This is a genomic window from Xanthomonas sp. F4 (genome assembly GCF_011761895.1).
The window spans coordinates 286,063-312,270 of sequence record NZ_JAASQX010000003.1; the positions used below are offsets into that span (position 1 = coordinate 286,063).

The 26,208-nt window shown below is 69.3% G+C and carries 26 protein-coding genes; 18 read left to right on the plus strand and 8 right to left on the minus strand.

Translation table 11 applies throughout. The features are described from left to right. The first annotated feature begins 379 nt into the window (after positions 1–379). Entirely contained in the window at positions 380–604 is a 225-nt protein-coding gene (locus FHR66_RS13495) for a hypothetical protein (protein WP_184645986.1), read from the plus strand. Positions 605–668: 64 nt separating this feature from the next. Here FHR66_RS13495 and FHR66_RS13500 read toward each other — a convergent pair whose 3' ends face one another. Next, positions 669–1,043, minus strand: a complete 375-nt coding sequence (locus FHR66_RS13500) for a response regulator (protein WP_160969721.1) — start codon at positions 1,041–1,043, stop codon at positions 669–671. 115 nt (positions 1,044–1,158) lie between these two features. On the opposite strand from FHR66_RS13500, the gene FHR66_RS13505 reads away from it, so the two are divergent. After that, complete coding sequence (locus tag FHR66_RS13505) at positions 1,159–2,460, plus strand: two-component system sensor histidine kinase NtrB (RefSeq protein ID WP_160969723.1); 1,302 nt, start codon at positions 1,159–1,161, stop codon at positions 2,458–2,460. Between the two features lie 6 nt (positions 2,461–2,466). Here FHR66_RS13505 and FHR66_RS13510 read toward each other — a convergent pair whose 3' ends face one another. After that, positions 2,467–2,985, minus strand: a complete 519-nt coding sequence (locus FHR66_RS13510) for a cysteine hydrolase family protein (protein WP_237475428.1) — start codon at positions 2,983–2,985, stop codon at positions 2,467–2,469. Between the two features lie 417 nt (positions 2,986–3,402). On the opposite strand from FHR66_RS13510, the gene mdoH reads away from it, so the two are divergent. From mdoH to hemC, 4 genes are all read left to right on the plus strand, one after another. Then, positions 3,403–5,352: a glucans biosynthesis glucosyltransferase MdoH gene (gene mdoH / locus FHR66_RS13515; protein WP_160969725.1), complete on the plus strand. Its 1,950-nt coding sequence runs from the start codon at positions 3,403–3,405 to the stop codon at positions 5,350–5,352. A 39-nt stretch (positions 5,353–5,391) separates the two neighbouring features. Further along, the gene (locus FHR66_RS13520; RefSeq protein WP_160969727.1) at positions 5,392–6,057 is read left to right on the plus strand and encodes an alpha/beta hydrolase; all 666 of its coding nucleotides are present in this window, start codon (positions 5,392–5,394) and stop codon (positions 6,055–6,057) included. A 103-nt stretch (positions 6,058–6,160) separates the two neighbouring features. Beyond that, positions 6,161–6,892: a response regulator gene (locus FHR66_RS13525; RefSeq protein ID WP_160969729.1), complete on the plus strand. Its 732-nt coding sequence runs from the start codon at positions 6,161–6,163 to the stop codon at positions 6,890–6,892. Positions 6,893–6,950: 58 nt separating this feature from the next. Further along, the gene (hemC, locus tag FHR66_RS13530; RefSeq protein ID WP_160969731.1) at positions 6,951–7,874 is read left to right on the plus strand and encodes a hydroxymethylbilane synthase; all 924 of its coding nucleotides are present in this window, start codon (positions 6,951–6,953) and stop codon (positions 7,872–7,874) included. A 371-nt stretch (positions 7,875–8,245) separates the two neighbouring features. On the opposite strand, the gene FHR66_RS13535 is transcribed toward hemC, so the two are convergent. Further along, on the minus strand, positions 8,246–9,040 hold the full coding sequence (locus FHR66_RS13535) for a DUF481 domain-containing protein (protein WP_160969733.1): 795 nt from the start codon (positions 9,038–9,040) through the stop codon (positions 8,246–8,248). A gap of 181 nt (positions 9,041–9,221) precedes the next feature. Here FHR66_RS13535 and FHR66_RS13540 point away from each other — a divergent pair, with 181 nt between their 5' ends. Then, the gene (locus FHR66_RS13540) at positions 9,222–10,193 is read left to right on the plus strand and encodes a helix-turn-helix transcriptional regulator (protein WP_010341069.1); all 972 of its coding nucleotides are present in this window, start codon (positions 9,222–9,224) and stop codon (positions 10,191–10,193) included. Positions 10,194–10,447: 254 nt separating this feature from the next. Here the strand turns inward: FHR66_RS13540 and FHR66_RS13545 are convergent, their stop codons facing one another. Together FHR66_RS13545 and FHR66_RS13550 are read right to left on the minus strand one after the other, a co-directional pair. Then, a complete protein-coding gene (locus FHR66_RS13545; RefSeq protein ID WP_425612909.1) occupies positions 10,448–10,873 on the minus strand; it encodes a winged helix-turn-helix transcriptional regulator in 426 nt (141 codons plus the stop codon). A 225-nt stretch (positions 10,874–11,098) separates the two neighbouring features. After that, positions 11,099–11,686, minus strand: a complete 588-nt coding sequence (locus FHR66_RS13550; RefSeq protein ID WP_160969737.1) for a lipocalin family protein — start codon at positions 11,684–11,686, stop codon at positions 11,099–11,101. A gap of 125 nt (positions 11,687–11,811) precedes the next feature. Here FHR66_RS13550 and FHR66_RS13555 point away from each other — a divergent pair, with 125 nt between their 5' ends. Further along, positions 11,812–12,111, plus strand: coding sequence for a hypothetical protein (locus tag FHR66_RS13555; RefSeq protein ID WP_160969739.1), 300 nt, complete (start codon positions 11,812–11,814; stop codon positions 12,109–12,111). Between the two features lie 67 nt (positions 12,112–12,178). Beyond that, positions 12,179–14,284 (plus strand): prolyl oligopeptidase family serine peptidase, encoded by a 2,106-nt coding sequence (locus tag FHR66_RS13560; RefSeq protein WP_160969741.1) that lies wholly within the window; start codon positions 12,179–12,181, stop codon positions 14,282–14,284. Between the two features lie 133 nt (positions 14,285–14,417). Here FHR66_RS13560 and FHR66_RS13565 read toward each other — a convergent pair whose 3' ends face one another. Both FHR66_RS13565 and FHR66_RS13570 read right to left on the minus strand, forming a co-directional pair. Then, positions 14,418–14,900: a GNAT family N-acetyltransferase gene (locus FHR66_RS13565; protein WP_160969743.1), complete on the minus strand. Its 483-nt coding sequence runs from the start codon at positions 14,898–14,900 to the stop codon at positions 14,418–14,420. A gap of 38 nt (positions 14,901–14,938) precedes the next feature. Next, positions 14,939–16,150 (minus strand): pyridoxal phosphate-dependent aminotransferase, encoded by a 1,212-nt coding sequence (locus FHR66_RS13570; protein WP_160969745.1) that lies wholly within the window; start codon positions 16,148–16,150, stop codon positions 14,939–14,941. Between the two features lie 450 nt (positions 16,151–16,600). Here FHR66_RS13570 and FHR66_RS13575 point away from each other — a divergent pair, with 450 nt between their 5' ends. The 9 genes from FHR66_RS13575 to hslU all read left to right on the plus strand — a co-directional run bounded on the left by FHR66_RS13575 (position 16,601) and on the right by hslU (position 24,608). Further along, positions 16,601–18,691 (plus strand): S9 family peptidase, encoded by a 2,091-nt coding sequence (locus FHR66_RS13575; RefSeq protein WP_202394926.1) that lies wholly within the window; start codon positions 16,601–16,603, stop codon positions 18,689–18,691. A gap of 300 nt (positions 18,692–18,991) precedes the next feature. Next, entirely contained in the window at positions 18,992–19,372 is a 381-nt protein-coding gene (locus tag FHR66_RS13580; protein WP_160969749.1) for a YbaN family protein, read from the plus strand. 61 nt (positions 19,373–19,433) lie between these two features. Next, complete coding sequence (gene lptM / locus FHR66_RS13585) at positions 19,434–19,685, plus strand: LPS translocon maturation chaperone LptM (RefSeq protein WP_017914634.1); 252 nt, start codon at positions 19,434–19,436, stop codon at positions 19,683–19,685. Next, positions 19,678–20,532, plus strand: a complete 855-nt coding sequence (dapF, locus tag FHR66_RS13590; protein WP_160969751.1) for a diaminopimelate epimerase — start codon at positions 19,678–19,680, stop codon at positions 20,530–20,532. The genes lptM and dapF overlap by 8 nt, the downstream gene beginning before the upstream one ends. Further along, positions 20,529–21,194, plus strand: coding sequence for a DUF484 family protein (locus tag FHR66_RS13595; protein ID WP_160969753.1), 666 nt, complete (start codon positions 20,529–20,531; stop codon positions 21,192–21,194). Before dapF ends, FHR66_RS13595 begins: the two co-directional genes overlap by 4 nt. Continuing rightward, positions 21,191–22,201, plus strand: a complete 1,011-nt coding sequence (gene xerC, locus FHR66_RS13600) for a tyrosine recombinase XerC (protein WP_255419591.1) — start codon at positions 21,191–21,193, stop codon at positions 22,199–22,201. Before FHR66_RS13595 ends, xerC begins: the two co-directional genes overlap by 4 nt. A 109-nt stretch (positions 22,202–22,310) precedes the next feature. Next, entirely contained in the window at positions 22,311–22,541 is a 231-nt protein-coding gene (locus FHR66_RS13605) for a DUF3079 domain-containing protein (RefSeq protein ID WP_160969755.1), read from the plus strand. A gap of 48 nt (positions 22,542–22,589) precedes the next feature. Beyond that, on the plus strand, positions 22,590–23,141 hold the full coding sequence (gene hslV / locus FHR66_RS13610; protein WP_048491055.1) for an ATP-dependent protease subunit HslV: 552 nt from the start codon (positions 22,590–22,592) through the stop codon (positions 23,139–23,141). A 99-nt stretch (positions 23,142–23,240) separates the two neighbouring features. Next, positions 23,241–24,608 carry an ATP-dependent protease ATPase subunit HslU gene (gene hslU / locus FHR66_RS13615; RefSeq protein ID WP_048491054.1) on the plus strand — a complete coding sequence of 456 codons (1,368 nt, stop codon included), beginning with the start codon at positions 23,241–23,243 and terminating at the stop codon, positions 24,606–24,608. Between the two features lie 225 nt (positions 24,609–24,833). Here the strand turns inward: hslU and FHR66_RS13620 are convergent, their stop codons facing one another. Further along, positions 24,834–26,198 carry a DUF2252 domain-containing protein gene (locus FHR66_RS13620; protein ID WP_160969757.1) on the minus strand — a complete coding sequence of 455 codons (1,365 nt, stop codon included), beginning with the start codon at positions 26,196–26,198 and terminating at the stop codon, positions 24,834–24,836. Positions 26,199–26,208: the final 10 nt, after the last annotated feature.

Genomic DNA, 26,208 nt, shown 5'->3' on the forward strand with positions numbered 1-26,208 from the left:
GGACGGGGAACACACGGAAAGCGACTGCCGCCACGTGTCCTGGCGGACGCGCGACGTAAAACCAGAGAAGAGGCACAGCAGCGCCGAAAGGGGACGGCATTGTTGCAGTGCGATAATGCAGGAGCAAAGTACGGATTGCGCGATAAAAGAGGCGTGAAGCGCGCGCTTGTCTACGGCGAAATCGTGAGTACAGCGCATAGTGGATTCGCCGAACGTCAAGCGCCGCAGGCCTGGACCTTCCTGCATGCGCCAATGAATCGTTTAGCTTCCGTTGCCGCAGGCATGTCGCGCTTCCCGTGCGACCGTGGCGGCCACCTCCGTTGTGCGAGCTTCATGCGGTCTATGGTGCAGTGTGCTCATGACAGTCTCGAAACCGCAGATGCGCCGCGAGCTGGACGGTTTCGTCCTCGACGCGCTGCTGCGCCCACTCCCCGATGGCGTCCTGGAGCCGCAGATCCGCATCAGCGGCAATGATGGCGCGGTGCTCGGCCGGCATGCATTCGACGGGGTGTATTTCCGTGACGCGCATGCCGGCGCCTATTTCGTTGCCGAGCGCCTGGCGGCAATCCGTTCGGCACGGTACGGAAAACTGGTCTTCGCCTGACGCCGCACTCCGCTCCCGCGTCGTGTTCGAGCGCTGCGGCGACGCGCCATGGCAATTGCCTCGCTCAGGTTCCGGTCTGCAGGCGATCCAATGCCGCCAGCAGGTCGGCGCGGCGGTACGGCTTGGGCAGGAAGCCGGTGTATGCCGGCAGCATCCACGGCTCCGGCGCATGCATGCCCGAGGTCAGCAGGGCCGGGGTGTCGATGCCACGGCGGCGCAACTGGCGCACCATGCTCAGGCCGTCGCAGCGGGGCATCTGCACGTCGCTGAAGATCAACTCCACGTCCGGGTGCCGCTCCAGCACCTCCAGCGCTTCCTGCGCGGTCGCCGCCGACAGCACCCGGTACCCGTCGGCGGCCAGCATGGCCGCAGCCAGCTCTCGAATCGTTTGGTCGTCCTCCACCAGAAGAATGGCGGTGAAGGCGGAGGTGACGCGCATAATGCAGTGATCGCTTTAATAAATAATCCACTGCAGCTTCACGATGTGTCGGTGAAGCGCTGGTGACGCCCCGGCAATCCCGATATTCTCGTCCACATTCACTGCGAGACGCAGCTTGTCCACTCACGCCCACTATCGGCAGATCGTCGAACTTTCACACGACTGCATCAAGGAAGTCGGCCGCGACGGCATCGTGCGCTCGATCAATCCCCACGGGTTGGCCCTGCTCGGGGTGTCCGATCCCGCCGACATCGTCGGCCACCCTTGGGCCGAGCTGTGGCCCGAGGACATGCGCTCGCTCACTCAGGGCGCCTTTGCCGCGGCGCTGGGCAACGAGCAGCGCGAATTCTGGGCCGAGCGCCCGTCGCTGGATGGACGCCGGCGCTGGTGGCACGTGATGGTCAGTCCGCTGGCCAATGCCTCGGCGCGGGTCGAGAGCGTGCTGGTGATCAGCCGCGACGTCACCCAGCAGTACCAGATCGAGCAGGCGCTGCGCGCGCTGGGCGATCTGGCACCCATCGATGCGGAAGAGCAGCCGCTGCTGCCGGCCGATGCGGCGGCGCTGGGCCGCCACTGGCAGACCGAACAGTCGCAGCTGCGCGGGCAACTGGACATCGCCCTGGCCGCGCAGCGCGTGGCCGAGCGCGCGATGACCCAGGCGCAGAAGGGCGAGGCGATCGGGCAAATGCTCGCCGGCGTGGTGCACGACTTCAATAACATGCTGCATACCGCGATGACCTCGGTGAGCATGGTCGCCGACCATCCGCAGCGCTTGCAGCCGGACCAGCGCCGCCTGCTCGGCATTGCCGGCGAGGCCCTGCAGCACGGCGCGGGCATGACCCGGCGCCTGCTCGGTTTCGCCCGCGCGCACCCGGTCAAGCCGGTCTGGCTGGACCTGAACGCATTGGTGAGGCAGATGCAACCGCTGCTGGCGCAGGCGCTGGGCGGCGAAATGCGCTTGCAATTGATTGCATGCGACGAGGTGGCGACGACCTACGCCGATCGCAATGCGGTCGAGCAGGCGGTGATGAACCTGGCGCTGAACGCGCGCGACGCCTGTCGCCCTGGCGATACGGTGACGATCCGCTGCGGCGCGCTGGAGGTGCCGCCCTCGCGTGCGGCGGCGATGCGCCAGCCCGGCCGCTACGTGACCCTGGCGGTCGCTGACCAGGGCGAAGGCATGTCCGAGGAGGTCAAGTCGCGCCTGTTCGAGGCGTATTTCACCACCAAGCCCGAGGGCAAGGGCACCGGGCTGGGGTTGGCCCAGGTCTACGGTCTGGTGCGCCAGGCCGGCGGCTTCGTCGACGTCGAATCGGAACTGAGTCGCGGCACCACCATCACCCTGGCGTTTCCGTTCGTGCCCCGGCCGCTCGGCGACGACGACGAGGGCGCAGGCCCGGTGCCGGCGGCGGAGTAATCGCCGTCATCCGCCTGCGCGCGCCGGCAGTCGGTCGCTGATACGCACCGCGAAGGCCTCGCGCAGCAGCCGCAGCGCCCGTTGCTGGCGCCCGGCATCCAGCGCCGCGCAACACGATGGCGGCACCTGCACCTGGAAGTCGCGCATGCGCGCATCGATCGCCGTGGCCAGCACGCAGGCATCGGTGGCGATGCCGGTCACCAGCAGGTGGGTGGTCTGCAGCCGCGCCAGCAGCAGGGCCAGGGCCGAGCCGAGAAAGGCGGAGTGCTTGGGCTTGAGCACGTAGTAGTCCTGCGGGCGCGGCGCCAGGCACGCGGCGATCTGCGCGCCGCGCTGCGCCGGATCGGCGCACAGCGTCCACAGGCCTTCGAAGTCGGTCCGCCAGTCGGCGAAGTTGTCGTTGGCGAACAGCACCGGCCAGCCGCGGCGATGGAAGCGTGCACGAACCTGGGCGATGCGCTCGGCCACCGGCAACGCGGCGGCGGCCAGATGCGCGCCGCCGGGGAAATCGAAGCGGCTGATCATGTCCACGATCAGCAACGCTGGTTGCCCAGGCTGGGTCGGTGCCTGCTTGGCCGTCGATGGGCGCGGCTGATCGCAAGGGGTGTCAGTACGTCGCCGGGCCGGGTGCCGCATGCGCCGATCCTCCATTGCCGGACAGGGCTTCATCGTCGGCGCGCGCGGTGAAACCAAGGTGAGTGCGAGTGAAGACGTGGCTGAACGGATCGGCGGCCAGCGCCGCCACCGCGCCGGTGTCCGCCTTCGCGAAAGCTTACTATTTAGGGTTTACATTGACCGGCGTCTTTGCCCGTCGACAGGAGAGCACGTGGTACGAACTGGCGAACATAACGAGGCGCGCGTGGCCGCGGCGGCATCCGCCGTGCCGTCCGCCCGCGGCACTTCCCGATGGCGCTGCGGCGCCGGACGCGGTCGGCAGGTCGCATGAGTACGGTCGCCCCCACATCGGCCATGCACGTCGACGCTCCGCTGGATGCCGGCCACGCGGTCCTGCCGCCCGAAGCGCCGCTGGCGATGCCGCTGCAGTCGCTGCAGGAAGGCAAGCTGCGCAACAAGCGCCTGCCCAGCACGCCGGTCGGGATCGGCTGGCGGCGGTTCTACGTGTTCGGCACCACTGCGGCGATGACCGCCTACGCCAGTTGGCTGATCGGCAAGGTGCTGCTGATCGGCGGCGTCAGCGTGCTCGAAGCCTGCCTGATGGTGCTGTTCATCCCGCTGTTCGCCTGGATCGCGCTGTCCTTCGTCAGCGCGCTGGCCGGCTTCTTCACCCTGGTGTTCGGCAAGGGCCGCAAGCTCGGCATCGATCCGGACGCGCCGCTGCCGCAGGTGCGCAACCGCACCGCGTTGCTGATGCCCACCTACAACGAGGATCCGCACCGGCTGATGGCCGGCCTGCAGGCGATCTACGAGTCGGTGGAGGCCACCGGCCAGATCGAGCGCTTCGATTTCTTCATCCTCAGCGACACCACGCGTCCGGCGATCGGTGCGGAAGAAGAGAAGGTGTACGCCGAACTGGTGGAGCGCGTCGGCGGGCAAGGCCGGCTGTTCTACCGGCGCCGCGCCAGCAACGCCGGGCGCAAGGCCGGCAACATCGCCGACTGGGTGCGTCGTTTCGGCGGCGCCTATCCGCAGATGCTGATCCTCGACGCCGACAGCCTGATGACCGGCGACAGCATCGTGCGCCTGGCCGCCGGCATGGAGGCCAACCCCGACGTCGGCCTGATCCAGACCCTGCCGGAAGTGGTCAACGGCAATACCCTGTTCGCGCGCATGCAGCAGTTCGGCGGCCGCGTCTACGGCCCGGTGATCGCGTTCGGCGTGGCCTGGTGGCACGGTTCGGAAAGCAACTACTGGGGCCACAACGCGATGATCCGCACCGAGGCCTTCGCCGCGCAGGCCGGCCTGCCGTCGCTGCCCGGGCGCAAGCCGTTCTGCGGCCACGTGCTCAGCCACGACTTCGTCGAAGCCGCGTTGATGCGCCGCGGCGGCTGGGCCATGCACATGGTGCCGTACCTGCAGGGCAGCTACGAGGAAGGCCCGCCGACGCTGACCGACCTGCTGGTGCGCGACCGTCGCTGGTGCCAGGGCAACCTGCAGCACTCCAAGGTGGTGCGCGCGCGTGGCCTGCACTGGGTCAGCCGCATGCACATGCTGATCGGCATCGGCCATTACTTCACTGCGCCGATGTGGGGCATGTTGATGCTGATCGGCATCGCCATTCCGCTGCAGAACGGCGGCTTCGACCTGGTCGCCTCGGTGATCTCGCCGTTCTCGCCGGCGCGCTACTGGCACCAGCAGGACTCCACGCGGGTGTTCTGGGTGTTCGCGGTGACCATGTTCGTGCTGCTCGCGCCCAAGGTGATGGGCTACTTCGCGATGCTGCTCAAGCCCGGCGAACGTCGCGGCTGCGGCGGCGGACTGCGCGCCTTCGTCAGCATGCTGCTGGAAACCCTGCTGGCCGCGCTGATGGCGCCGGTGGTGATGTACGTGCAGTCGCGCGGCGTCTCCGAGGTGCTGGCCGGCAAGGACTCGGGCTGGGACGCGCAGCAGCGCGACGACGGCCGCATTTCGTGGGCGGCGCTGTTGCGCAGCTACGGCGGACTGAGCGCGTTCGGTCTGCTGATGGGCGGTATGGCCTATGCCGTGTCGCCGTCGCTGGCGGCATGGATGGCGCCGGTGGTGATCGGCATGGCGCTGGCGGTGCCGGTGGTGGCGATCAGTTCCTCGCGCGCCGCCGGCCTGTGGCTGCGAAAGCTGCGCATCCTCGCCATACCCGAGGAATCGCAACCGCCGGCAGTGCTGCTGCGCGCCGCCGAACTGCGCCGCGAAGCCGCCGCACGCCGTGTCGAGGCCGAGGCGCAGGCCCAGGGCTGACGCCGGCATACTATCCGGCCTCCTCCATCGGGAACCGACATGCTGGAAACAGTGGAACACGAGACCGGCGCGGCGCCGCGCTGGACCGTCCTGTGGCTGCACGGCCTGGGCGCCGACGGCAACGACTTCGCGCCGCTGGTGCCGGAGCTGGTGCGGCCGCACTGGCCGGCGCTACGCTTCGTGTTTCCGCACGCGCCGGTGCGGGCGGTGACGATCAACAACGGCGTGCGCATGCGCGCCTGGTACGACATCGTCAGCATGGACTTCTCCAACCGCGCCGACAGCGCCGGCGTCGCCGACTCGGTGGCCCAGGTCGAGGAATTGATCGCACGCGAGGACGCGCGCGGCGTGCCGGCCGAGCGCCTGTTGCTGGCCGGCTTTTCCCAGGGCGGCGCGATCACCCTGGCCGCCGGCCTGCGCCGCGAACGGCCGCTGGCCGGCCTGATCGGCCTGTCCACCTATCTGCCGGAACTGGAGAGCGTCGCCCGCTGGCACGCCCCGGCGGCCCTGCAGCAGCCGCTGTTCATGGCCCATGGCCAGGGCGACCCGGTGATCCCGCAGACCTACGCCGAGCGCACCGCACAGACGCTGCAGGCGCTGGGCATGCCGGTGCAGTGGCGGCGCTATCCGATGGCGCATCAGGTCTGCGCCGAGGAAATCGCCGACCTGGGCGACTGGATGGATGCCTGCATCACCGGCAACTGAGGACGGCGGCCGCGTGGCGGCATGGTGCGCTGCCGATGGCGGGCGCCCGGAACCGGGGCTAGTATCGGCCGCAGCGCACGCCAGCCGAGCGGGGGAGACCTGGGTGAAGGTATTGATCGCCGCCGACGAACCCCTGGCCCGCGAACGCCTGCGCACGCTGCTGGCCGCGCATGCCGGTGTGGAAGTGGTGGCTGAGGCCGACAACGGCATGGATGCGCTGCACGCCTGCGCTGCCGCCCAGCCGGACCTGGTGCTGCTGGACATCGCGATGCCCGGCCTCGACGGCCTGGAGGCCGCCCGTCACCTGGCCACGTTCGAGCCGCGCCCGGCCGTGGTGTTCTGCACCGCCTACGATGCGCACGCGCTGTCCGCGTTCGAAGCGGCGGCGATCGACTACCTGATGAAGCCGGTGCGCGCCGAGCGCCTGGCCGCGGCCCTGCAGCGCGCCCGCACCTTCATGGCTGGACGCGGCAACGGCGCGGCCGCCACGCCGGCGCCGCAGGCGCGCACCCACCTGTGCGCACGCCTGCGCGGCAGCCTGCGGCTGATCCCGGTCGACGACATCCACTACCTGCAGGCCGAGGAAAAGTACGTGGTGGTGCACCACGCCCGCGGAGAGGACCTGATCGAGGAGTCGCTGCGCGCGCTGGAGGAGGAGTTCGCCGAGCGCTTCGTGCGCATCCACCGCAACTGCCTGGTCGCGCGCCACGAGCTGGTGGAACTGCGCCGGCTCGGCGAGGGCCAGGTGCAGGCGGTGCTGCGCCATGGCAAGCAGCCGCTGGAGGTCAGCCGGCGCTGCGTGGCGCAGCTGCGCAAGGAGATCCACCAGCGCTGAGGCCGGCCGGATCGCGCGGCAGCAGCGGCGGGCGGTGGCTTTCCGCGATAATGCGCGCATGAAGATCCTGCGCATCGCTACCCGCAAGAGTCCGCTCGCCCTGTGGCAGAGCGAGCATGTCGCCGCCTGCCTGCGCCGCGCGCACCCGCATCTGGACGTAGTGCTGGTGCCGATGAGCACCCGCGGCGACGAAGTCCTGGACCGCTCGCTGGCGGCGATCGGCGGCAAGGGCCTGTTCCTCAAGGAGCTGGAACTGGCGATGCTGCGCGGCGAGGCCGATTGCGCGGTGCACTCGCTCAAGGACGTGCCGATGGAGCTGGACCCGCCGTTCGTGCTGCCGGCGATCCTGCCGCGCGCCGATCCGGCCGATGCGCTTATCTCCAACCTCTACGCTTCGCTGGACGCGCTGCCGCTCGGCGCGCGCGTCGGCACCTCCTCGCTGCGGCGGCAGGCGCAGCTGCGCGCGCGGCGCCCGGACCTGGAGCTGCTGGACCTGCGCGGCAACGTCAATACGCGTCTGGCCAAGCTCGACAACGGCGGCTACGACGGCATCGTGCTGGCCTGCGCCGGCCTGCAGCGGCTGGGCCTGGACGGACGCATCACCCAGCGCCTGCAGGCGCCGGACTGGCTGCCGGCGCCGGCGCAGGGCGCGATCGCGGTGGAGTGCCGCGAGGACGCCAGTGCCGCGCTGGCGCTGTTCGCGGCGCTCGACGACGCGCCGACCCGTACCTGCGTGGAGGCCGAGCGGGCGATGAATCGTGCCCTGCATGGCAGTTGCCACGTGCCGGTGGCCGCCTTCGCGCAATGGCGTGGCGACGACCTGCTGCTGCAGGGCCTGGTCGGCGGCGTCGCCGACGGGCGCCTGGTGCGCGCCGACCTGCAGCGCAGTGCGCAGGATCCGCAGGCCCTGGGCCAAGCCGTGGCCGAGGCCCTGCTCGGCGCCGGCGCGCGCGAATTGCTGGATGTGGACCTGCCGGGCTGAGGGTGTCCACCGCCCCGCGCCATCCGCCGTACGAGTCAACTGTCATGCAGCCGCGACAAGCCAAGCCGAAAGCCGACTGATACCCTCCGTCGTCGGGACTGAAGTCCCTCCCACAGTGCAGATCCCGACAGTGCCGGTTGTGCACGTGCGGGAGCGGCTTCAGCCGCGACGGGCGTTACCGGGAAGGCCTGTCGCGGCTGAAGCCGCTGCTACAGGTGAGACATTTGGTCTCTGCGCGCCACCGCCATTCTGTGCTGGCGGGGCGCGGCTGCAGCGCTCCTACGAGAAGCGGTCAACGGGTCAGCCCTGCAGCGTGGCAGCTTGTCGCGCCGCTGCGCCCCAATCCCGAATCCCCACTCCCCAATCCCGGCTCACTTGAACTTGTAGACCAGGTTCATCGTGGCCAGGGTGTCGGTCTTCTTCTTGTCGACGCTGACGTCGCTGTTGTAGCGCGCCTGCCAGCCGGCCTTCAGCGCCAGGCGCTCGTTCATGCTCACCGAGATGCCCAGGTCGTTCTGCGCGAAGGTGTTGTACGCGCCGGATTCGACCAGCAGGGTGTTGCCCAGTTCGGTGTTGCTGGTCAGGCCGTACTTGAAGTCGACCAGGCCGCGGCCGATCAGGCCGGTCTCGTTGCGGTTCTCGACCACATCGTGGGCGCGGCGCACGCCTGGGCCGATTTGCACGTCGAGGCTGCGGCGGTCGCCGTCCATGATCCGGGTACCGTAGCCGATGCCGATCGTGGCCAGGCGGTCGTAGGTGGCGAAGTCGTCGCGCTCGTAGCGCAGCGAGGCGGTCAGCTGGCGGTGCTCGCCGAGCTGCAGCGCGCTGCCAGCGCTGCCGGTGTAGCGGTTGGAGGTGGTCTGGCGCTTGCGCGTGGTGGTGCCGTCGGGATTGGTGTCGACGTACTCGGCGCTGGCGTGCAGGGCCAGCAGGTCCAGGCTGTGGATCCAGTCGCCGTCCACGTACTGGCCCTTGAGCCGGCCGTTGAGGCTTTCGTTGCTGCTGTTGCCGTGCGAGGAGGCGAAGCCCAGTTCGCCCGATCCGCTCCACGGCGAACTGGCCGGGTCCGTGGCTGTCGGTGAGGTCGCAACGTCGGCGGCCCAGGCCGGGGACGTGCTCAGCAGCAGCAAAGCGATGGCGGATACGAGGGTGGCACGGCGGGACATGGCTTCTCCGAGTGTGGGGGACGCAGCCTTCGGCTAACGAAATGGAAACGATTTCATCATACCGGATCCACATGACACCCTGGCCGACGCCGGCCCCCGGCTTCATCGCCGGTTAGGGCGCCTGGCCGGCAGCCGCGCCGGGCAGGCGTTTTCCGCCCGCGACTCAGACATAATCGAGGCCATGGACCGCTACGAACGCATCAACGCACTGCACCGCCTGCTCAAGTCCGCACGCTATCCGGTCACGGTGGCGCGGCTGCAGGACGAACTGGGCTGCTCCCGCGCCACCGTCTACCGCGATCTGGCCTTCCTGCGCGACGCGCTGATGGCGCCGGTGGAAGGCGACGGCGAGGCCGGCTTCCGCTACGAATCCGGCGAGAGCGACCGCTTCGAGTTGCCGGGGCTGTGGCTGAGTTCGGAGGAACTGCACGCGCTGCTGGCCTCGCAGCAACTGTTGGCGCGCACCGGCGGCGGGGTGCTGTCCTCGGTGCTGGCGCCGCTGCAGCAGCGCATCGAGAGCCTGCTCGCCGCCCAGGCCGGCGCGACCCATTGGCCGGTGGAGCGGGTGCGGGTGATCCCGCACCGCGGCCGCAAGCTCGACGAAGCCAGCTTCCGCACCGTCGCCTCGGCGGTGCTGGAGCGCAAGCGCCTGTCCTTCGACTACCGTGCCCGCTCCACCGATGAATCGACCAAGCGCACGGTGTCGCCGCAGCGCATCACCCACTACCGCGACAACTGGTATCTGGACGCCTGGGACCATGGCCGCGACGCGGTGCGCAGCTTCGCGGTGGACCGCATCAACCATGCGCGCCTGCTCGACCAGCCGGCACAGGACGTGGCCGACGCCGAGCTGGATTCGCAACTGGCCGCCAGCTACGGCATCTTCTCCGGCGCGCCCAAGGGCTGGGCCACCATCGTGTTCAGTCCCAAGGCGGCGCGCTGGGTCGCCGACGAGCACTGGCATTCCAAGCAGCAGGGCCGCTTCCTGGCCGATGGCCGCTACGAACTGAAGGTGCCCTACAGCGTCTCGCGCGAGCTGCTGATGGACGTGCTGCACTACGGTTCGGATGCGGAGATCGTGGAGCCGCGCTCGCTGCGCGAACAGGCCAAGGCGCTGCTGTCGCTGGCGTTGAGCAACTACAGCGACGATTGAGGCGCCGTTGCCGGCGACGCGATTTCTGTAGGAGCGGCTTCAGCCGCGACGGGTGTCACTTGCCCAGCGTGTCGCGGCCGAAACCGCTCCTACGGGTGATCCGCCTCGCGTCCAGAATGCGCCGTCGCCGAGGTATGCATCGCAGTGGGCTGGATGCATCCTGGTCCACACGACACAGCGTCTGTTGTAAGAGCGGCTTCAGCCGCGACCGGGGCGTTACCGCCAATGCCCGCCGCGGCCGGGATGTGGGCGCTCTATGCCGCATCCAGCGGCGCGCCGCCGCCGAGGATCACGCCGATATTGCGCTCGATCCAGTCCACCAAGGCATGCACGTGCGCGGCCGCTTCCTCGCCGAGCGGGGTCAGGTCGTATTCCACGTGCGGTGGCACCACCGGGTAGGCGGTGCGCTGCACCAGGCCGTCCGCCTCCAGCGCCTGCAGGGTCTGCGACAGCATCTTTTCGCTGACCCCTTCCAGGCTGCGGCGCAGGTCGCCGAAGCGGTGGGTGCCCTTGCGCAGCGCCACCAGCACCAGCACGCCCCAGCGGCTGGTGACATGGCTGAGCACGGCGCGGGACGGGCAGTTCTGCGCGAACACCTGGCCGCGCAGCAGGGTCGCGTCCGCGCAGCCGCGCGGCGCTTCGTCGAGAGGGTCGGAGAGGACGCTGGCCAAGCGGTGCACCTGTCTGTGGGGGAGGGCGCCCCGATCATACGGGCCGCGCCGGGCGTTTCGCTGAGCGACGGATGATCGATGGTTCGGTGCAGGCCGTCCGTGGCGCCATGACGTTCATGGCGCTTGTGCTGGCAGTACCGCTGCTTGATGCGGCCCGAATGACGGATAGGCACGCCGGCTTGCCGCAGCGCAGGCAGCCGGCCGCGTCGCGACCGGCCTTGGTCGTGAGCCGCCTCAGGGCTTGTTCGGCACTTCGAAGCCGAGCTTGCCGACCTGGTCGCGGTGTTGCGCCACGCGCTTGAGCTTGTCGATATTGACCCCGTACTGGTGGTCCAGCTTGTCCACCAGCTCGCGGTACTGCTTGTGGCTCATGTTCGGCGAGCGCGCGAATACCCAGGCCAGGTCGCGACCGGGGTAGTCGATCAGCGCCCAAGAATAGTCCGGCGCCACTTCCAGGATGCGGTATTTGGTGGGCACCATCCTGAAGAACCAGGTGGTCCAGCGGCGGTTGCCGGTGCCTTCCTTGACCGTGGCGCGCGACTTGAGCTCCTTGACCGGCTCGTCGAAGCCGTTGCGGTACTCGTAGCGCACCGCGATCTTGCCGTCTTCCTCGAGGGTGTATTCGTCGCTGCTGGCGACGTGGCCGCGCTCGGCGAAGTACGGGATGTGCGCGATCACGTACCAGCGGCCCATGAAGCGCTGCAGGTCGATCGGCGGCTGCGCCGGCTCCTGTTCCGGGTCCGGCGCCTTGGCGCGGGCCGTCGGCAACGGGACGGCCATGCCCAGCAGCAGCACGGAAGCGAACAGGGAAAGCAGGCGCATAGGGAATTCCGGGGCGAAGGGCGAACGCCGGTGAAGTATGCGCGTGCGCCATGTCAATGGTGCGTCGCAGCCCCTGAGATGTGGCGGCGGCACCCTGCGCGCCTCGACTTCCAGGAGCTGCCGTCATGCCGATCGTCCCGTCGTCCCCGCGCACCCATGTCCCGCACCCCGGCCTGCGCCGCCTGCTGCGCCAGGCGATCCTGGCCGGACTGGCCCTGGTCCTGGTGTGGCCGGCCGCGCGCGGCCACAGCGAGTGGCTGGGCTGGCGGCCGCTGTGGCTGCTGGGCATGCCGCTGAGCGCCTGGTGGGCCCTGCATCGCTTCCCGCTGCCGCCGCTGCGGCGCCTGTGGGGGCAATGGCGGGCCCGGCCACGGGCGCAGGCGCGGCGGCGCCGGCCGGCGCTGCGAAGCGCGCGCCCGGCCTGACCTTCGGCAGGGGAGGGCGGCGATACTGCGTGCTACGGTGCGGCGCTGTCCTTCCCGGATCCGAACCATGTCCTCACTCGCACACGCCTGCCTGATCGCCGGCCTGCTCGCCGCCGGCACCGCCGCGGCCAAGGAAACCGCGATGCCCCAAGACCCCTACGCCTGGCTCGAAGACGTCACCGGCACCAAGGCGCTGGACTGGGTCAAGGCGCAGAACGCCAAGACCGAGGCGCGCTTGGCCGACACCCCCGCCTTCAAGGCCCGCGAGGCCGGCATCCGCGAGGTGCTGGATTCCGACGCCAAGATCCCGGCCGTGCAGAAGATCGGCCCGTATTACTACAACCTGTGGAAGGACCGCGCGCACGAACGCGGCCTGTGGCGCCGCACCACCCTGGACGAGTACCGCAAGCCCGAGCCGAAGTGGGAGACGGTGCTGGACCTGGACGCGCTGAACAAGGCCGAGGGCGAGAACTGGGTGTGGCATGGCGCCAACTGCCTGCGCCCGGAATACCGCCGCTGCTTGATCGCGCTGTCGCGCGGCGGCGCCGACGCCGACGTCACCCGCGAGTTCGACCTGAACAGCAAGCAATGGATCAAGGACGGCTTTTTCCGTCCCGAGGCCAAGGGCGGGCTGAGCTGGATCGATGCCGATACCGTCTACCTGTACACCGACTTCGGCCCCGGCTCGCTGACCAGCTCCGGCTATCCGCGCATCGTCAAGCAGTGGAAGCGCGGCACCCCGATGAGCAGCGCCACGCTGGTCTACGAGGGCAAGCCGGACGACATGTACATCGCCGCGATGCACGACGACACGCCCGGCTACGAGCGCGATTTCGTCAGCCGCACGCTGGCCTTCTACAACGACGAAATGTACCTGCGCGGCGCCGATGGCCGCCTGACCAAGATCGACGTGCCCAACTCGGCCAACAAGGGCGTGCACCGCCAGTGGCTGACCCTGGAGCTGCGCGATCCGTGGACGGTGGGCGGCACGACCTACCCGGCCGGTGCGCTGCTGGCGACCAAGTTCGACGACTTCATGGCCGGCAAGCGCACCTTCCAGGTGCTGTTCACGCCGACCGAGACCGCGTCGCTGGCGTCCTTCGCCTGGACCAAGTCGCGGCTGGTGCTGAACGTGCTCGACGACGTCAAGAGCCGGCTGTGGGTGCTGACCCCGGGCGAGGGCGAGTGGGCGCGCGCGCCGTTCCCGGTCGGCGACCTGGCCTTCGGCAGCACCAGCGTCGACGCGGTCGATGCCGACGAGAACGACCAGGTGTGGCTGACCTCCACCGACTTCCTGACCCCGACCACGCTGATGCTGGCCGACGTGCAGCGCGGGCCGAAGAGCATCGAGACGCTGAAGGCGATGCCGAGCTTCTTCGACGCGTCCAAGGATGCGATCGAGCAGCACTTCGCCGTGTCCAAGGACGGCACCAAGGTGCCGTACTTCCTGGTCCGGCCCAAGCAGCTCAAGGCCGACGGCAGCGCACCGACCCTGTTGTACGCCTACGGCGGCTTCGAGATCTCGATGACCCCGTTCTACTCGGGCAGCCTCGGCCGCGCCTGGCTCGACCAGGGCGGCGTGTACGCGCTGGCCAACATCCGCGGCGGCGGCGAGTATGGCCCGCGCTGGCACCAGGCGGCGCTGAAGCAGAACCGGCACAAGGCCTACGAGGACATGGCGGCGGTGGCGCAGGACCTGGTCGCGCGCAAGATCACCTCGGCCAAGCACCTGGGCGTGCAGGGCGGCAGCAACGGCGGGCTGATGGCCGGCAACATGCTGATGCAGTACCCGCAGCTGTTCGGCGCGGTGGTGGTGCAGGTGCCGTTGCTGGACATGAAGCGCTACAGCCACCTGCTGGCCGGTGCGTCGTGGATGGCCGAGTACGGCAACCCGGACACCGACGACTGGAAGTTCATCCAGACCTTCTCGCCGTACCACCTGTTCGATCCGAAGAAGAGCTATCCGCCGGTGATCTTCCTGACCTCCACCCGCGACGACCGCGTACACCCGGGCCATGCGCGGAAGATGGCGGCGAAGATGATCGACGCCGGCAAGGACGTGACCTACTACGAGAACATCGAAGGCGGTCATGGCGGCGCGGCCAACAACGCGCAGGCGGCGCACATGCAGGCGCTGGCGTACAGCTTCCTGTGGGAGCGGCTGTCCAAGTGAGTGGCGCGGTCCGCGTTCCGGTCGGGGCGCGGACCATCGCCTGGTTGGCGTCTCGGCAGTGAACGGTCGAGACGCGCGCAACGCGCGGCATCAATGAACGCGCCGGCACTGTCCGCGTTGCCGCAGTGGATGCTCAGACGTCGTCGGTCAACGGCTTGACCAGCGTCAGCGAACGCACGTCGTAGCCCAGTTCTTCATACACGTGCAGCGCGTGCCTGTTGAAGGCCCAGACGTTCAGACGCATTTCGACCCCGCCGCGTCGCGCCACCCAGTCGTGCGCGCGCTGCATCAGCGCCGGGCCGATGCCCTGGCCGCGATGGCTGCGGGTGATGCCCACGCTGCCCACCCGGCCGAAGCGCATGGGCTGCAGCAATGAGTGCGATTCCACGACGATGCCGACCGTGACGAAGCCGACGAGCACGCCCTGCGCCTCGGCGACGAAGGTGGTGGCATCGTCCTGGCCGATGCTGCGCGTCCAGTGCGTCGCATCGCGGTCCGCGGCACCTGCGCCGGCGAAGACCTGGGGAAACGCCGCATGATGGAGTGCATTGACTTCCTCGCCGAGCGCGCAGATCGCGGGGAGATCGGATGCGATGGCTTCGCGATAGGTGAGCATGAGGGGGCTCCAGTCGCTTTCCTGTGCCGCTGGCCGCCTCAGCGCGGCCAGCGCGACAGCCCACGCGCGATCCGCGCCACGGCCTGTTCCAGCCGCGGCAGGCTCTGCGTGTAGGCGATGCGCACGTGCTGGCGCGCGCGGTGGCGGCCGAAATCCACGCCCGGGGTGAATGCGACATGCTCGGTCTCGAGGAAGTGGGCGCAGAAGGCCTGCGCATCGTCGGTGAAATCGGACACGTCGGCATACAGGTAGAACGCGCCCTCCGGCTCGACCTCGATGCGGAAGCCGAGCGCACGCAGCGCCGGCAGCAGGTAGTCGCGGCGCTGGGCGAATTCGGCGCGGCGCGCTTCCAGAATCTGCAGCGTCTCCGGCAGGAAGCAGGCCAGCGCCGCGTGCTGGGCGATGCTGGACGCGCTGATGTACAGGTTCTGCGCCAGCTTCTCCAGCGACGGTACCGCCGCGTGCGGGGCCACCAGCCAGCCCAGGCGCCAGCCGGTCATGCCGAAGTACTTGGAGAAACTGTTGAGCACGTAGGCGTCGTCGTCGACCTCGAGCACGCTGGGCGCGTCGATGCCGTAGCTCAGGCCATGGTAGATCTCGTCCACCACCAGGTGCCCGCCGCGGGCGTGCAGCGTCTGCGACAGCGCCGCCAGTTCGGCGCGCGACAGCAGCGTGCCGGTGGGGTTGGCCGGCGACGCCACCAGCGCGCCGACGCTGTCCGCGTTCCAGTGCCGCTGCAGCAGGTCCGGGGTCAACTGGTAGCGGCTGTCCGGGCCGACCGGCACCAACTGCGCCGACCCTTCGACCAGGCGCAGGAAGTGGCGGTTGCACGGATAGCCGGGGTCGGCCATCAGCCAGTGGCGGCCGGGATCGACCAGCAGCGCGCTGGCCAGCAGCAGTGCGCCGGAGCCGCCGGGGGTGATCAGGATGCGTGCCGGGTCCAGGTCGACATCGTGGCGCTGCCGGTAGAAATCCGCCAGCGCCTGGCGCAGGGCGGGCAGGCCGCGCGCGGCGGTGTAGCGGGTATGGCCGGCGCCCAGCGCGGCCTGCCCAGCGGCGACGATCGGCGCGGCGGTGGTGAAGTCCGGCTCGCCGATCTCCAGGTGGATCACGTCGTGGCCGGCGTGTTCCAGTTCGTTGGCGCGGGCCAGCAGCGCCATCACGTGGAAGGGTTCGATCTCGCGGCTGCGCTGGCTGTAGCCAGGCGCGGCGGGCGAGGCGTTGAAGGTGTCGCCGGGAAGGGAAGCCATGCCGCCGATGATAGAGGAGCGTGCTTTCGCGCGTGTTAGCGATATCGAGCGGACTGCGAAACGGCATGTGTCATGCCGACACACCGTGTGCGCTGCACCCGGGCGGAGCGGTGGTGCAGCGGGGCGCGAGCAGCGGTCGGCACGCCAAGCGCCGCTTTCCGGCGAGCGCTATCGTTCGTTGCACGGTGCCATTCGCCTTGGCGCGAAAGGTCCTATGCCGCAATGCCATCGCCGCGCCGCAGGTCGCCTGACCCACCGCATCCCATGCCGCATCGCACGCATCGCCCGACATGCTTGCCACGGCGCGGCGTTGCAGGGAGACTCGGCCGGCACTGCGCGGCGCCCGCCCGCTGCCGCCGCCCGGCCAGGGCGACGCGTCCCGTTGCGTTACCGCCGCCGGAGCCCCATTAGATGCCTCACCGCCCCTTGCTAGCGAGCCTTGTCCTGCTCATGACCGCCTCCTTCGCTTCCTCCGCCTCCGCCGCCGCGGCGACCCCGCCGCATCCGGCCAAGCAGCCGCACGCGGTCAAGGCGCCGTTCGGCGCCGTCCGCCAGGACGCCTACTACTGGCTGCGCGACGACGCGCGCAAGAATCCGCAGATGCTGGCCTATCTCAATGCCGAGAACGCCTACGCGGACCAGGTGCTGAAGCCGCTCAAGCCGCTGGAAGACACGCTCTACCAGGAGATCGTCGGCCGCATCAAGCAGGACGACAGCAGCGTGCCGTACCGCGAGCGCGGCTACTGGTATTACACCCGCTACGAGAGCGGCAAGGACTACCCGATCCAGGCGCGCCGCAAGGGCAGCATGGAGGCGCCGGAGGAGATCCTGCTCGACGTCAACACCATGGCTGCCGGCAAGGGCTACTTCAGCGTCGGCGACGCGGCGGTCAGCCAGGACAATCGCCTCCTCGCCTGGACCGAGGACGACGTGGGCCGCCGCCAGTACGTGGTGCGCTTCAAGAACCTGGACACCGGCGAGGTCTACGCCGACCGCATTCCCGGCGTGTCGCCGGACGTGGTCTGGGCCGACGACAACAAGACCCTGTTCTACGTCGAGAACGACCCGGAGACACTGCTGACGGTGCGGGTCAAGAAGCACGTGCTGGGCACCCCGGCCGCGCAGGACGTGCTGGTCTACGAGGAAAAGGACGACAGCTTCTACATGGGCGTGGGCCGTACCCGCGACGACAAGTACATCGTCATCGGCGTCGAAAGCACCGTGTCCTCCGAGCAGCGCTACGCGCCGGCCGCCGATCCGCAGCGCTTCACCGTACTGGCGCCGCGCGAGCGCGACGTCGAGTACCACGCCGACCACTTCGACGGCCGCTGGGTGATCCGCACCAACTGGAAGGCCAAGAACTACGCGCTGATGACCGCGCCCGACGGCGCCACCGCGCGCAGCCAGTGGCAGAACTGGCTGCCCTACGACGAGAAGGTGTTCATCGACGGCTTCGAACTGTTCGACGGCTTCACCGCCATCGCCGAGCGCTCCGACGGCCTAGAGCGGATCCGCCTGCACTTCGCCGACGGCAAAGAGGAGTACGTCAAGGCCGACGAGCCGGCGTATTCGATGGGTCTGTCGATCAACGCCGAGCCGGACACACCGTGGCTGCGCTACAGCTATACCTCGCTGACTACTCCGGCGACCACCTACGAACTCAACACCCGCACCGGCGAGCGCAAGCTGCTCAAGCAGCAGCCGGTGATCGGCTACGACGCCAGCAAGTACCAGACCGAACGCGTCTGGGTGACCGCGCGCGACGGAGTCAAGGTGCCGGTGTCGCTGGTCTACAAGAAGGGCTTCAAGAAGGACGGCAGCGCCGCGCTGTACCAGTACGCCTACGGCAGCTACGGCATGTCCACCGATCCGGCGTTCAATCTGCCGGTGGTGAGCCTGCTCGACCGCGGCGTGGTCTACGCCATCGCGCACATCCGCGGCGGCCAGGAAATGGGCCGCGACTGGTACGACCAGGGCAAGCTGCTGCACAAGAAGAACACCTTCACCGACTTCATCGACGTCACCCGCGGGTTGGTGCAGCAGGGCTACGCCGCACCGGACCGCGTGGCCGCGGCCGGCGGCAGCGCCGGCGGCCTGCTGATGGGCGCGGTGGCGAACATGGCGCCCAAGGACTACCGCGTGCTGGTGGCGCAGGTGCCGTTCGTGGACGTGGTCACCACCATGCTCGACCCGAGCATCCCGCTGACCACCAACGAATACGACGAGTGGGGCAATCCCGAGCAGAAGACGTACTACGACTACATGCTCAGCTACTCGCCCTACGACAACGTCGCCCGCCAGGCCTACCCGGCGATGTACGTCGGCACCGGCCTGTGGGATTCGCAGGTGCAGTACTGGGAGCCGGCCAAGTGGGTGGCCAAGCTGCGCGAGAACGACACCGGCAGCCAGCCGATCGTGTTCCGCGTCAACATGGAAGCCGGCCACGGCGGCAAGTCCGGCCGCTTCCGTCGCTACCGCGAAATGGCCGAGTCCTATGCCTTCATGCTGGATCAGCTCGGCGTGGAGCCGCCGGCCAAGTGAGCGGGGTGCGCATCGGCTGGCCTGCGGGCCGGCCGATGGCGCTGATGTTGTGCGGGATGGGCGCCGGTCCCGGCTGCGCCGAAGTCCGATCGGCCGGCGACGTCTTTCTTCGCGACCAACGGTGTGCTCCAGCGACCACGAAAGACTGCGGTCGTAGGAGCGGCTTCAGCCGCGACGGCGTTACCGGTAACGCCCGTCGCGGCTGAAGCCGCTCCTACAGCCGTTGCTGCACGCGTCCGGCGGTCGCGTCAGTAGTCGGGTCGACGCCAGTGCGTGCCAGCGCGGGCTTATGATGGCGCGATGCGTCCGAACTCCCGTTTCCGCTGGGCCTGGTGGCTGCTGGCGTATGCCAGCCTGGCGACCGGCATCGTCGGCATTTTCGTGCCGGGCTTGCCGACCACGGTGTTCGTGCTGATCGCCGCCTACGCCGCCGCGCGCGGCTCGCCGCGGCTGCGCCGGCGCCTGCTGCGCGATCCGCGCTTCGGCCGCAGCATCCGCGACTGGGAACGGCATGGCGCGGTCAGCCGTCGCGGCAAGTGGATGGCGACGCTGACCATGGCCGCGTGCGCGCTGGTGCTGCTGCTGTTCGTGCACCGGCCGTGGGTGCAGGTGCTGGCGATTGGTTGCATGAGCGCGGTGGCGCTGTGGCTGTGGTGGCGGCCGGAACCGCCGCGCGAGTGAGTGCGCCGCGGCGCGCGAGCGCGGCACAGCCGGTTCATGCCGGTGTGGCTATACTCGGCGCATGAGCACATCGTCCTCTTCTCCGATCCGTCTCGTTCTCTCCGCCGCTGCGTTGCTGGCCCTGGCCGGCTGTGGCAACAAGGGGCCGCTGGTGATGCCGCAGAAGCCGGTCCCGGTGGAAGCCGCGCCCGCCACGCCCGCGCCCGACGCGACGCCGCCGGCGACCACCGATCCCGCCGGGCAGGCGCAGCCGGTGGATGGGCAGCGCCCGCCGGCCAACGACACCACCATGCCCACCAATGGGAATGAGTGAGGCCCGCCACGACACGCGCCTGCGTTTCAGCAAGATGCAGGGCGCGGGCAACGATTTCGTGGTGCTCGACCTGCGCGACGGCTCCCCGCCGCCGGACGCCGCACTGGCGGTCCGCCTGGCCGACCGCCACTTCGGCGTCGGCTGCGACCAGATCCTGACCATCGAACCGCCGCGCGATGCCGCGGCGGTCGCCAGCTACCGCATCTGGAACACCGATGGCAGCGCCGCCGGGCAATGCGGCAACGGTGCGCGCTGCGTGGCCGCCTGGCTGGTACGCGACGGCAGTGCCAGCGGCGCGGACTTCGTGATCGAAAGCCCCGCCGGCAGCCACCACATCACCCGCAGTGCCGACGGCGAATTCGCCGTGGCCATGGGCGTGCCGCGGTTCGCGCCGGAAGACGTGCCGCTGGTCGGCTTTCCGCGCGCGCGCGACGAGTACGTGCTGCCGCTGCAAGGCGGGAGCGTGCGTTTCGGCGCGGTGTCGATGGGCAACCCGCACGCGGTGCTGGAAGTGGGCCTGGTCGATGCGGCGCCGGTGGACCGCCTGGGCCCGTTGCTGCAGCAGCACGCCTCGTTCCCGGATTCGGTCAACGTCGGCTTCGTGCAGGTGATCGACCGTGGCCACCTACGCCTGCGCGTGTACGAGCGCGGTGTCGGCGAGACGCTGGCCTGCGGCAGCGGCGCCTGCGCGGCGGCGGCGGTGATGATGCAGCGCGGTCGGGTCGAGCGCGACGTACGCGTCAGCCTGCCTGGCGGCGAGCTGCGCGTGCAGTGGCCGGACGACACCGCACCGGTGGTGATGTCCGGGCCGGCGACGTTCGTCTTCGATGGAGAATGGATCCGATGAGCGACAGCCACGACAAGCTCGGTGCGCATGAGGTGGCGGCGTGGTTGCGGCGCCATCCCGGCTTCCTGAAACAGTTTCCCGATCTGGCGCTGACCCTGGTGGTGCCGCGCGACGACGGCCCCACCGCGTCGCTGGCTAGCTACCAGTTGGAAGTGCTGCGCGACAAGAATCGCGAGCTGTCGCGGCGGCTGGCCGACCTGGCCGCCAATGCGCAGGTCAACGAACGGCTGGCGGTGCGCACCCATCAGTTGACCCTGGCGCTGATGCGCCAGCGCAGCGCGGCCGACAGCGTGCGCGCGATGGCGGCCTCGCTGCAGGAGGATTTCCAGGGCGACCTGGTCAGCATCGTGCTGCTGCATTCCTTGCCCGGCCTGGAGCAGGCACCGTGGCTGCAGGTGCTGGCGGCCGACGATCCGCGGCTGGTGCCGTTCCGCGATTGCCTGAAGGATGGCGAGCCGATCTGCGGCCGCCTGCAACCGGAAAAGCAGGCGCTGCTGTACGGCGAGCGCGTGGACGAGGTGCAATCCACCGCGCTGCTGCCGCTGCCCGGCCTGGGCCTGATCGCGGTCGGCAGCCGCGACCCGAACCGGTTCTATCCCGGCATGGGCACCTTGTTCCTGCGCATGATGGGCGAGGCGCTGGCGGTGGCGTTGCAGCGATGAGTGGGGCCGGGACTCGGGATCCGGGACCCGGGACCCGGGGAGAAGCCGCAACCGGGACTGCCGTCCATGAGGCTGGGAAGGAGACTGCCGGCGCTGCGCACGAGGCCGCGTCTCCCGGGTCCCGGGTCCCGAGTCCCGAGTCGCGGTTCCTTTCCTACCTGCAGGTCGAGCGGCGCATGTCCGCGCATACCGTGGACGCGTATCGGCGCGACCTGGCGGCGCTGGAGGCGTGGGCGGCAGCCAACCTGCTCGGCGAACCGGCCGCGCTCGATGCCGCGCAACTGCGCAACTTCATCGCCGCCGAGCACCGTCGCGGGCTGTCGCCCAAGAGCCTGCAACGGCGGTTGTCGGCGTGCCGCAGCTTCTACGCGTGGCTGCTCAAGCACGGCCACATCGCCGTCAGCCCGGCCGCGGCACTGCGCGCACCGAAGGCGCCACGCAAGCTGCCGCAGGTGCTCGACGCCGACGAGGCGGTGCGCCTGGTCGAAGTGTCGACCGATGCGCCGCTGGGCCTGCGCGATCGCGCGCTATTGGAACTGTTCTATTCCTCCGGCCTGCGCCTGAGCGAGCTGTGCGCACTGCGCTGGCGCGATCTGGATTTCGTTGCCGGCATGGTCAGCGTGCTGGGCAAGGGCAACAAGCAGCGGCTGGTGCCGGTCGGCTCGCATGCGCGCACCGCGCTGCTGGCGTGGCGCGAGGAGAGCAAAGGCGAGTCCGCCGCGCCGGTGTTCCCGGGCCGCGGCGGGGCGCCGATCGGCGCGCGTGCAGTGCAGATCCGGATCAAGCAACTGGCCGGGCGCCAGGGCCTGTTCAAGCACGTGCATCCGCACATGCTGCGGCACAGTTTCGCCAGCCACATCCTGGAATCCTCGGGCGACCTGCGCGGCGTGCAGGAACTGCTCGGCCATGCCGACATCGCCACCACGCAGATCTACACGCATCTGGACTTCCAGCACCTGGCCAAGGTCTACGACGCGGCGCACCCGCGCGCCAAGCGCAAGTCCTGATCGCGGAATCGCGGTCGCACGGCCGCTGCCGCATCCGCGCTTGTTCTGGATCAAGGCGCGCCGGCGCAGGCAGGACGACACTGCCCTCCCACGTCGCGAGGGCTCCCCCATGGCCAAACCCTTTCCTCTGGCGCCGCGCCATCCCGAACGGCTGTGCTGGGGCTGCGATCGCTATTGCGCCGCGCACGACCTGGCGTGCGGCAACGGCGCCGGGCGCACCCTGCACCCGATCGAAACCCAGGGCGAGGACTGGCACGTCGCCTGGGGCATCGCCGCCGATCCGGCACGGCCGGCGCATGCCCGGTTGGGCGACGACCCGTCCGCGCACGGCGACGCTTGAACCGCGCGTCGCCAGCCCCCACACCTGAGTCATCGCTCCGGAGGCCGCATGGATCCCAGTCAGAACCCCAATGTTTTCCACGCCACCACGATCCTGTCGGTGCGCCGCGATGGCCGCGTCGCCGTGGCCGGCGACGGCCAGGTGACCCTGGGCCACACCGTGATGAAGGGCAACGCGCGCAAGGTGCGCCGGCTCGGCCGCGAGGGCCAGGTGCTGGCCGGCTTCGCCGGCGCCGCCGCCGATGCGTTCACCCTGTTCGAACTGTTCGAGGCCAAGCTGGAGAAGCACGGCCAGCTGACCCGCGCCGCGGTGGAGCTGGCCAAGGATTGGCGCACCGAGCGTCGTCTCGGCAAGCTCGAGGCGCTGCTGGCGGTGGCCGACAAGGAGACCTCGCTGATCATCAGCGGCACCGGCGATGTGATCGAACCGGAGGACGGCATCATCGCCATCGGCTCCGGCGGTTCCTACGCCCTGTCGGCGGCGCGCGCCCTGCTCGGCCACACCACGCTGGACGCGCGCACCATCGCCACCGAAGCGCTGAACATCGCCGGCGACATCTGCATCTACACCAATCGCAACGTGGTGGTCGAAGAGCTGTGATTCGGGAGTCGGGAGTGGGGATTCGCTGAGCGACTCCCTCCCGGTCTCCGGCCACGCATCGATCATTCCTCCTCCGCTTTTACGAATCCCCAATCCCCAATGCCCAATCCCGACACTTCCACCATGACCCCGCGCGAGATCGTGCAGGAGCTGGACCGCCACATCGTCGGCCAGCACGAGGCCAAGCGCGCGGTGGCGATCGCGCTGCGCAACCGCTGGCGGCGCATGCAGTTGCCCGACGCGCTGCGCAACGAAGTGATGCCGAAGAACATCCTGATGATCGGCCCCACCGGCGTCGGCAAGACCGAGATCGCGCGGCGCCTGGCGACGCTGGCCAACGCGCCCTTCGTCAAGGTCGAGGCGACCCGCTTCACCGAGGTCGGCTACGTCGGCAAGGACGTGGAGCAGATCGTGCGCGACCTGGCCGACACCGCGGTCAAGCTGTACCGCGAGCAGGCCAAGACCCGCGTGCGCACGCAGGCTGAGGAGCGTGCCGAGGACCGCATCCTCGATGCGCTGCTGCCGCGGCGCAGCGCCGGCATCGGCTTCGATCCGGAAGCCGCGCGCAACGAACCCTCGGCGCAGGACAACGACACCCGCAGCAAGTTCCGGCGCATGCTGCGCGCGGGCGAGCTGGACGAGCGCGAGATCGAGCTGGATGTCGCGGTCAACGTCAGCATGGACATCATGACCCCGCCGGGCATGGAGGAAATGGGCCAGCAGCTGCGGCAGATGTTCTCCAACCTGGGTGGCGGCAAGTCGCAGTCGCGCAAGCTGACCATCAAGGCCGCGCGGCCGCTGCTGATCGAGGAAGAGGCCGGCAAGCTGGTCAACGAGGACGATGTCCGCGCCGCGGCGATCGAAGCCTGCGAACAGCACGGCATCGTGTTCATCGACGAGATCGACAAGGTGGCCAAGCGCAGCGAGGCCGGCGCCACCGGCGGCGATGTCTCGCGCGAGGGCGTGCAGCGCGATCTGCTGCCGCTGGTGGAAGGGTCCAACGTCAGCACCAAGTACGGCACGGTCAAGACCGACCACATCCTGTTCATCGCCTCCGGTGCGTTCCACCTGGCCAAGCCCAGCGACCTGATCCCGGAGCTGCAGGGCCGTTTCCCGATCCGCGTGGAGCTGTCGGCGCTGTCGAAGGACGACTTCATCCGCATCCTCACCGAGCCGAAGGCGGCGCTGACCAAGCAGTACGAGGCGCTGTTGCTGACCGAGGGCGTGAGCCTGCGCTTCACCGACGACGCCATCGCGCGTCTGGCGGAGATCGCCTTCCTGGTCAACGAGCGCCAGGAAAACATCGGTGCACGGCGCCTGCACACGGTGCTCGAGCGCCTGCTCGACACGCTGAGCTACGAAGCCCCGGACCGCGACGGGCAGAGCGTCACCGTGGACGCGGCCTATGTCGATGCGCACCTGGGCGAGCTGGTGCAGGATCCGGACCTGAGCCGGTACATCCTGTAACGCCAGCGCGATCTAAAGCGGCAGGCGCCTTACCTGCGCCTGCCGCTGTGCACCTGATCCCTACGTCGCGCCTACATCGCGCGCGTCGTAGGCGCGGCTTCAGCCGCGCCGGGTCTTCCCGGTAACGCCCCGTCGCGGCTGAAGCTGCTCCTACAAGACGCGGCTCCGCCGCGTAGGCCCGCCGCAAAACCGCGCAGCGCGTGCGTCACCTCGCACCCGGCCAACTCAATACAGCGGCGTTCCCGCCTTGTACGCGGCCACGAACGACTGCCAGTCCAGTTGTACCTGCGCGGCGTAGTCGAACGCGAACTGGCGCAGTTCCGATTTCAGGCCGCTCCTGCTGGTGACCGCCTGATCGATCTGCTTGTCGATGCTGTAGGGCACCACGTTCGGGTCGTAGTCCTGGTCGGCCAGCGCGTGCGCCGAGGCCAGGGCCTGGCCCAGGTAGGTGGCGGCGGTGGCGAGCTTGCCGGCGCTGTCCAGCGCGGTCGGGTCCAGGTCCTGCTGGAATGGCGACTTCTCGTGCACATAGAACGGCGTGCCGTTGACGCTGGCGTAGCCGACCAGCACGTCGGCGTCGATGGTCTGCGCCTTGGCGGTGCGCGCGACCCGTGCGCCCTCGTTGTTGTCGTAGGTGGAGGCCGGCATCTGCGACGGCGCGGCCACCGCGACCACGCTGGCCGCTTCCTGCTTCCATTCCAGGATCACGTCGTCGCTGGTCGACGCGCTCGGGCCTTCGATCAGCACGTACAGGCGCAGGCGGCCGAGGCTGCCGGTGCCCGAGCCCAGCTTCTGGCGCACGTCCTTGATGCTGTAGTAGCTGGCCGCATAACGCTTGGACGCGGCGATCGAGCCGATGTAGCCGTTCATCGCCGCGGCCACCGCCGAGGCGGTGCCGGCGTCCACCGCGACCAGGTTGTCCAGGTCCTGGAACTGGCGCTTGCCGCCGCTGACCACCGTGTACTTGGACAGCAGGCTGCTGCGGCTCTTGCCGTCGGCGCCGTCGATGATCTTGGCCACCGCGCCGCTGGTGTTGCGCTTGCTCAACTGGAAGCTTGCTTCGGCGTCGCTGCCGCGGAAATCGGCGATCTTGTCCAGGTAGGCGCCGACCATGGTGTCGATGGCGTCGCCGATGTCGCTGTCGGACAGGCCGTTGTCGCGGCCGGCCAGGACCATGCTCGCGGCCAGCCGGCGCAGGTCCCACACGTACTGGCCGAGGTGGCCTTCGTCGAAGTCGGCGACCTGGAACACCGCCTTGCCGCTGCTGTCGCGTGCCGCATCGAAGTTGCCGATGTGGGTGTCGCCGCCGAGCCAGGTGTAGCCGGTCTGCGGCGAGGTCCACAGCGAACCCGGCAGGGTCGTCATGTCCTGATAGAAAATGTGGTCGGTGCCGCGGTAGAAGGCGTAGGCGCTGGTGGCCATGGTCGCCATCTTGGTGTCCAGCTCGGCGCGCTGCGCGGCGTAGGGATGGTTGTAGTCGTGGATCTGCTGCACTACCCAGGCGTCGCGCTGGCTTGCCGCGGTCGCGCATCCGGCGCAGGCGGCAAGGGTCAGGCCGATCAGCAGCAACTGCGGCAGGCGGGTGGACATCGCAGGTCTC